The following is a 7,348-nucleotide window of genomic DNA, read 5'->3' on the forward strand; positions in this document are numbered from 1 at the left end:
CCTTAACTCATAACCCTTAACTCATAACCCTTAACTCATAACCCTTAACTCATAACCCTTAACTCATAACCCTTAACTCATAACCCTTAACCCTTAACTCATAACCCTTAATGCTATAAAATAAAAAAACCGAGCCATTGGATGACTCGGTTCTTCAATTATAACTATAAAAACTTTAGGGTTCTTATTTTACTTCTTCGTACTCCACATCTTGAGGACCTTCAGCATCTCCACCCCCTTGGTTACCTTGGTTCGGTTGAGCGTCTTGTGCACCTCCTTGTTGAGCCTCAGCTTGTGCTTTGTACATTTCTTCAGAAGCTGCTTTCCAAGCCTCATTGATTTTGTCTAAAGCTGGAGTAATTGTCGCTACGTCTTTTGTTTCGTACGCTTTTTTCAATTCCTCTAAAGCACCTTCAATCGCAGTTTTGTTCGCTGCTGATAGCTTATCTCCAAATTCTTTCAATTGCTTGTCCGTTTGGAAAATCATTGCATCTGCTTCGTTGATTTTATCTGCTGATTCTTTTGCTTTTTTATCTGCATCCGCATTCGCTTCTGCTTCTTTTTTCATTCTTTCGATTTCTTCTTCTGTCAATCCTGAAGAAGCTTCAATACGAATGTCATGTGATTTACCTGTTCCTTTATCTGTAGCAGATACTTTGATGATTCCGTTGGCATCAATATCGAAAGTTACTTCAATTTGAGGCACTCCTCTTTGTGCAGGTGGAATACCATCTAAGTGGAAACGACCAATTGTTTTGTTGTCATTTGCCATCGGTCTTTCTCCTTGTAATACGTGGATTTCAACAGATGGTTGGTTGTCCGCAGCTGTAGAGAACACTTGTGATTTTTTAGTAGGAATTGTTGTATTGGCTTCAATTAATTTTGTCAATACGCCTCCCATTGTTTCAATACCTAAAGAAAGTGGCGTAACGTCTAACAACAATACGTCTTTTACATCTCCAGTTAATACACCACCTTGAATCGCTGCACCAATAGCAACTACCTCATCTGGGTTTACTCCTTTGTGTGGTTTTTTACCGAAGAATTTTTCTACTTCTTCTTGGATTCTTGGGATACGAGTTGAACCTCCTACTAAGATTACCTCATCGATATCTGATTTAGATAATCCAGCATCTTTCAACGCTTTTTCACAAGGGATCATTGAACGACGTACTAAATCATCTGACAATTGTTCGAATTTCGATCTTGTCAATGTTTGTACTAAGTGTTTCGGTCCTGAAGCTGTAGCCGTAATATACGGTAAGTTAATCTCTGTTTGTGTAGCAGAAGACAATTCTACTTTTGCTTTTTCAGCTGCTTCTTTCAAACGTTGTAATGCCATAGCATCTTTGCGTAAATCAACACCTTCAGCTGAGTTGAATTCCTCTGCTAACCAGTTGATGATTACGTTGTCAAAGTCATCCCCACCTAAGTGTGTATCACCGTTTGTAGACAATACTTCGAATACTCCGTCTCCTAATTCTAAGATTGAGATATCAAATGTACCCCCTCCTAAATCGTATACAACTACTTTTTGATCTTTTCCAGTTTTGTCTAATCCGTATGCTAAAGCAGCCGCTGTTGGCTCGTTAATGATACGTCTTACTTTTAATCCTGCAATTTCACCTGCTTCTTTTGTCGCTTGACGTTGTGCGTCATTAAAATAAGCGGGTACCGTAATTACAGCTTCTGTTACTTCTTGTCCGAGGAAATCCTCTGCTGTTTTCTTCATTTTTTGTAAAGTCATAGCAGAAATTTCTTGCGGTGTGTATAAACGTCCGTCAATATCAACGCGAGGGGTATCGTTATCTCCTTTTACTACAGCATAAGGAACAGCTGTAATCTCCGCAGGGATTTGGCTGAATTTCTCACCCATAAATCGCTTGATAGACGCTACAGTTTTTGTTGGGTTTGTTACTGCCTGACGTTTTGCAGGGTCACCCACTTTAATTTCTCCTCCTTCAACAAATGCTACTACTGAAGGTGTTGTTCTCTTTCCTTCTGCATTCGTAATTACTACTGGCTCGTTCCCTTCCATTACAGAAACACATGAGTTTGTAGTTCCTAAGTCAATACCAATTATTTTACTCATAGTATGTTTATCGTTTATTTTTTTATACTTTATTTTTCAATTTGTGAACCTCAGGTTCGCTTACTATTAGTCAATCTTTGTGCCAAGAACAATCTGTGCCATTTCTGACTCCTTTTTTGCTAAAATGTCCTTTTTACAATGCCACTTTGTCACAATTCAAGTCCTTTTGCCTGCCTTACCCTGTCGTTTTTGGCTATTTTCCTGACAGCTCACTTTCAACACTATTCCCAATTTTTATCATAATTATATAGTATTTCTGCGTTTACTACCCTAATTTAGCTCGAATTCAATGCATTAGCCTCCTACAAAAACTTTAATCTGTCAATACGTTAAATCCAATTCCGACCGTTGTGACTCCGCAGTTTTTACTTATCTTCGTGACGATTAAATCATGCAACATTATGGAATGTATATCTGTTTTTGATATGCTCAAGATTGGCGTTGGACCGTCGAGCTCACATACGTTAGGTCCTTGGAGAGCAGCAGAGCTTTTCTTGAAAGAACTGAAAGAACGTCAACTATTTAACCATGTACAGGAACTTACTGTCGACTTATATGGTTCGCTTTCTCTGACTGGCGTTGGACATGCCACAGACTTAGCCGTTATGTTAGGTTTGAGTGGTGCCGATCCAGAATACGTTCCCGTAGAAAATATCAGCAGTATTATTGCTGAAATAAACAGCACCAAAACCATCAACCTCGGCGCTGAGTTACTCCTTGCATTTGATCCTTCAACTCATATTGTATTCAATAGAAACTTTTTGCCTTTCCATGCGAATGGAATGACATTTACTGTTCAAACTCAAACCGGAGAAACGTATACTTCTACCTTTTACTCCATTGGCGGTGGGTTTGTTGTAAAAGAAGAAAGTGCTGAAAATGCAAAAAACGAGGAGATAAAAGCGAGTTTTCCTTACCCTATTGACAAGGCAACCGAGCTTTTGGCGTATTGTAAGGAACAAAATATGACGGTTTCTCAGCTGGTATATGAAAATGAGAAATCCCTGCGCAGTGAAGACGAGATTCACCGTGAATTAATGCGCGTATGGCATACGATGTTAGAATGCATGTATATTGGCTGTCATACGGAAGGCGTTTTACCAGGGGGATTAAATGTGCGCCGACGCGCTTATGATTCACATCAAAACTTAAAAAGTGATTTGCCGTATTCCAATCCACAAGAATGGTTGGGAACGATTCGCAAAACTAAAGTATACTTCCGTCAAATTTTGAAATGGGTGAGTTGTTTTGCCTTGGCAGTCAATGAAGTAAATGCTTCCTTGGGTCGTGTGGTTACCGCACCAACAAATGGAAGTGCAGGTGTAATTCCCGCGGTATTGATGTACTATTTAGTCATTGAAAACCACAAAGCGAGCGAAAAAGAAATCAAGCAGTTCTTACTAGTTGCTGGCGAAATCGGCAGTATTTTCAAAAAAGGCGCTACTATTTCTGCGGCCATGGGTGGATGTCAGGCTGAGATTGGCGTATCCAGTGCCATGGCAGCTGGAGCACTTTGTGAATTGATGGGCGGATGCCCTGAACAAGTGATGATGGCAGCAGAAATCGCCATGGAACACCACTTAGGGTTAACCTGTGATCCCATTGGTGGATTAGTACAGATTCCGTGTATTGAACGCAATGCCATGGGAGCAATTAAGGCGATTAACGCAGCTGAACTTGCCCTCGATACGGATCCTAAAAACGCCAAAGTACCTTTGGATAAAGTAGTGAGTACCATGTGGGAAACCGCCAAAGACATGAATAATAAATACAAAGAAACCTCGGAAGGTGGATTGGCAGTAGCCGTGAACTTATCCGATTGTTAATATAAAAAAAGATGGCGAATGCCATCTTTTTTTTATGTTGTTTTTGGGGGTTGGTGTTTGTGATAATTATTCTTATTTAGAGGATTTTCCCATTTCCCACCCATTTCTCATAACTCATTTCTCATAACTCATTTCTCATAACTCATTTCTCATAACTCATTTCTCATAACCCATTTCTCATAACTCATTTCTCATAACCCATTTCTCATAACCCATTTCTCATAACCCATTTCTCATAACCCATTTCTCATAACTCATTTCTCATAACTCATTTCTCATAACTCATTTCTCATAACCCATTTCTCATAACCCATTTCTCATAACTCATTTCTCATAACCCATTTCTCATAACTCATTTCTCATAACTCATTTCTCATAACTCATTTCTCATACCCCATTTCTCATAACTCATTTCTCATAACCCATTTCTCATAACCCATTTCTCATAACTCATTTCTCATAACTCATTTCTCATAACTCATTTCTCATAACTCATTTCTCATAACTCATTTCTCATACCCCATTTCTCATAACCCATTTCTCATAACCCATTTCTCATAACTCATTTCTCATAACTCATTTCTCATAACTCATTTCTCATAACCCATTTCTCATAACCCATTTCTCATTTCCCATTCATCCTCAACACCACTTCTTTATTTCCGTCGCTATCAAATCGATAGACTGTCAATTCACTGGAATTGGTTTCTTTAGCAATGATATCGCCCTTCTTGATCACTTCGGGTGTATCAAAAGTATAACTCTTAAAGGCATTCCCTGCTGCATCGTAAAAAGAGTAGGTTGCATCGGGTCTAGCTTCTACACTTTCTACCACAAAATAAATGGCTTCACTAGCGACTTCTTGACTCGCCTGCCCTTTCATAAAATAACTGATTTGAAGAATCGCTACCAAAACGACAACTAAAAAAACAATAAGACCTTTTTTCATTGGTTGTGTATTTAATTGGGATAAAACTACAATTTAAAATCTTGATGGAGAAAAAAAAGTGGAAGGTGTGGTTGATGATTTGCTTTTTGCGCGGTGTATCTCATTTAGTTTATATTTTGTTTTAGTATTCGATGAATCTTCGATTTGTTCTTTGTTATTTGCTCTTTGTTATTTGCTCTTTGTTATTTGCTCTTTGTTATTCGTTATTTGTTGTTTGTTGTTTGTGAGTTTGTCTTGCAAGTAATAGTTACTCATCTTCTCTACAAAATTTTATCAACTAGAAAAAATGCGTACAATCAGCTTGTCATGCTGACGCAGGAAGCATCGCATCAGTCTCAACAGCAACTAAACTGTAAACCGTTAACTATAAACAACCCCAGTTTCCTTATTCTTCTCTTATAGGGTATACAAAGGAAGGATTACGCCTATTTTTCCTATTCAAAAAAAGCACAAACAAAAGAAAATCAACAAATTAACCAACACTCCTTTTCGTTTTCTTTGGGAGTTGATTGGTATATCTCCGTGTTTACAAGGGCTGAAGGCCCTTTTACCAAACAAAACCCAAAGGAAACCCAAACAAAACCCCATGAATAGAGCCATGCAATGGCTTGCTAAAGTAAAGATCACCCTAAAACGCACTGCTTTTGTAGGCTGAAAGGTGCAATTTCACCACAACACAGGCAACAGCTTGTGTTACGCAAAGGTGATATAGCATAACGGAAAGTAAAGGATGTTAAAAATGAAAAAAAGGAACAGTATCTGATTAAGCACTTTTGTTGCTTATCTTACACTTGAGTACACAAGAGTTGACACACCTCCCTTAGCTTTTTCTTTTAAGGGTATTGATCCTACTTTGTAAGCGTTGTATTTCTTCGTTTACGGCTTGTTTTGCTTGTTCTTCCGCTTGCTCCTTTTCATCGATGGGCTCAATGATCAGTAGTTTATCTCGCGTAGTGATACGCACCGTATCTCCTACATGAAACCCCAAAGCTTCTAACCAAATGCCGCTTACATTCAACCACGGCACTTGGTGGTTTCCTGTAACACTGGCTTGACACGAACGCTTGCGCCCATGTAGCTTGACTTGTTTTTGATTTTTTGTTGGCATATGCTCTTTTTTTACTGGATTACTATAAATTACATGCTCGTATAGGATTTAGGATCCATATGTAACTTTCAGATATAAATATAGCTTTTTATTTCAAAGCAACCGAATAAAACTGGTTTTTTTATCTCCTTTATTTACTTAAATTTGAATATATAACGTATTTCTACAATCTTTTATATCCTTTTAGATATGAACACAGGAACTATTATTACACAGCTAAGAGACAAAAAAGGATTTTCACAAAGTGACCTTGCGGATAAAAGTGGGGTTTCTCGAGTGATGATTGGAAAATATGAACGCGGAGAAGCCATCCCTTCTATTGAAGCAGCAAAAAAAATAGCGGATGCATTAGAAGTATCGCTGGATTATTTAGTAGGTACCATCTCACAAACTTCTTTTGATAAGCGAACACTGGAACGCATTCTCGCTTTAGAAGAATTGGAAGAAAGTAAAAAGCTAATCCTCTATGATCTGATTGATACGTATATCAGAGACGCGAAAGCACGTAAAGCCTACAAGCTATAGCTTACTGTACAAGGCGTAAACTGACACGAATGAACGGACTTTTACTTTACAAGGCTATAAAAAAAGAGTACGACCTTACACCTTGGTATTTATCTTAGATTATACAACAGGTAAAGATGATGGGCACACTGACAAAAACACTAGCATATGCATTCTAGAAGCATCCAAATTTGAAGAAACAGATCGCAATCACATCTTCTCTGTTATTGACGCGTTTATTGCTAAAAGAAAAATTCAATCAATTTTATAAAACACAAAACCCGCTAATCATTTGACTAGCGGGTTTGTTATTATTTAGTATGTAATACCTTCAAAACAGCTCCATCACTTTTACGTATCTCAATATAAAAAACTCCTCCTTCCATATCATCTGACAAATTCCCTTCTATGCACCACACAGTATTATTTTTTAAAAAAAATATTATATGGTCGTTGTTCAATAATTAATTCCTTTTTATAAATATTACAAAGTATTAACTCTGCTATTTGAACTGCTATATCTGCATTAGGAACATATCCCTCAATCTTATCAATTCCATCGACATTATCATATCCTAAAGGTCTTTCAATCACTTTAAAAGTTCTCAAAGTACCTTTTGTTTCTTCATTATTTGATCTCTGTGTAATCTTACTACATGCAGCTGTTAGTAAAACCAATACTAGTAACACAATGTTTTTTATCATAATTTATCTAGATTGAAAACTATTTTTACGCATTTCCTTCTTTTGAGTAGCTGCCTCGACTCTACTATCCGATGGCGCGGATTTGAACTCCGATGGCGCGGCAATCCGTGCCTTCATCTATCCCATAAACAATACCTCAACTTCAATCTCATCACGATTAAAAA

Annotated in this window: 7 protein-coding genes; 2 read left to right on the forward strand and 5 right to left on the reverse strand. The window is 37.7% G+C overall.

Features of this window, described 5'->3' with window-relative positions; all coding sequences use genetic code 11:
* Nucleotides 1-184: 184 nt before the first annotated feature.
* Nucleotides 185-2,092: a molecular chaperone DnaK gene (gene dnaK / locus ACPDHL_RS15720; protein WP_430533673.1), complete on the reverse strand. Its 1,908-nt coding sequence runs from the start codon at nt 2,090-2,092 to the stop codon at nt 185-187.
* 401 nt (nt 2,093-2,493) lie between these two features.
* On the opposite strand from dnaK, the gene ACPDHL_RS15725 reads away from it, so the two are divergent.
* Nucleotides 2,494-3,918, forward strand: coding sequence for an L-serine ammonia-lyase (locus tag ACPDHL_RS15725; protein ID WP_430533674.1), 1,425 nt, complete (start codon nt 2,494-2,496; stop codon nt 3,916-3,918).
* A gap of 625 nt (nt 3,919-4,543) precedes the next feature.
* On the opposite strand, the gene ACPDHL_RS15730 is transcribed toward ACPDHL_RS15725, so the two are convergent.
* Complete coding sequence (locus tag ACPDHL_RS15730; RefSeq protein ID WP_430533675.1) at nt 4,544-4,867, reverse strand: hypothetical protein; 324 nt, start codon at nt 4,865-4,867, stop codon at nt 4,544-4,546.
* Nucleotides 4,868-5,687: 820 nt separating this feature from the next.
* Nucleotides 5,688-5,975 carry a SymE family type I addiction module toxin gene (locus tag ACPDHL_RS15735; protein WP_430533676.1) on the reverse strand — a complete coding sequence of 96 codons (288 nt, stop codon included), beginning with the start codon at nt 5,973-5,975 and terminating at the stop codon, nt 5,688-5,690.
* A 189-nt stretch (nt 5,976-6,164) separates the two neighbouring features.
* On the opposite strand from ACPDHL_RS15735, the gene ACPDHL_RS15740 reads away from it, so the two are divergent.
* Complete coding sequence (locus ACPDHL_RS15740; protein ID WP_430533677.1) at nt 6,165-6,500, forward strand: helix-turn-helix domain-containing protein; 336 nt, start codon at nt 6,165-6,167, stop codon at nt 6,498-6,500.
* A gap of 290 nt (nt 6,501-6,790) precedes the next feature.
* Here the strand turns inward: ACPDHL_RS15740 and ACPDHL_RS15745 are convergent, their stop codons facing one another.
* Nucleotides 6,791-6,865 carry an NTF2 fold immunity protein gene (locus tag ACPDHL_RS15745; RefSeq protein WP_430533679.1) on the reverse strand — a complete coding sequence of 25 codons (75 nt, stop codon included), beginning with the start codon at nt 6,863-6,865 and terminating at the stop codon, nt 6,791-6,793.
* A gap of 37 nt (nt 6,866-6,902) precedes the next feature.
* Complete coding sequence (locus ACPDHL_RS15750) at nt 6,903-7,184, reverse strand: hypothetical protein (protein ID WP_430533678.1); 282 nt, start codon at nt 7,182-7,184, stop codon at nt 6,903-6,905.
* Between the last annotated feature and the right edge of the window lie 164 nt (nt 7,185-7,348).

The organism is Myroides sp. C15-4 (assembly GCF_050522745.1).
Taxonomy (GTDB): domain Bacteria; phylum Bacteroidota; class Bacteroidia; order Flavobacteriales; family Flavobacteriaceae; genus Flavobacterium.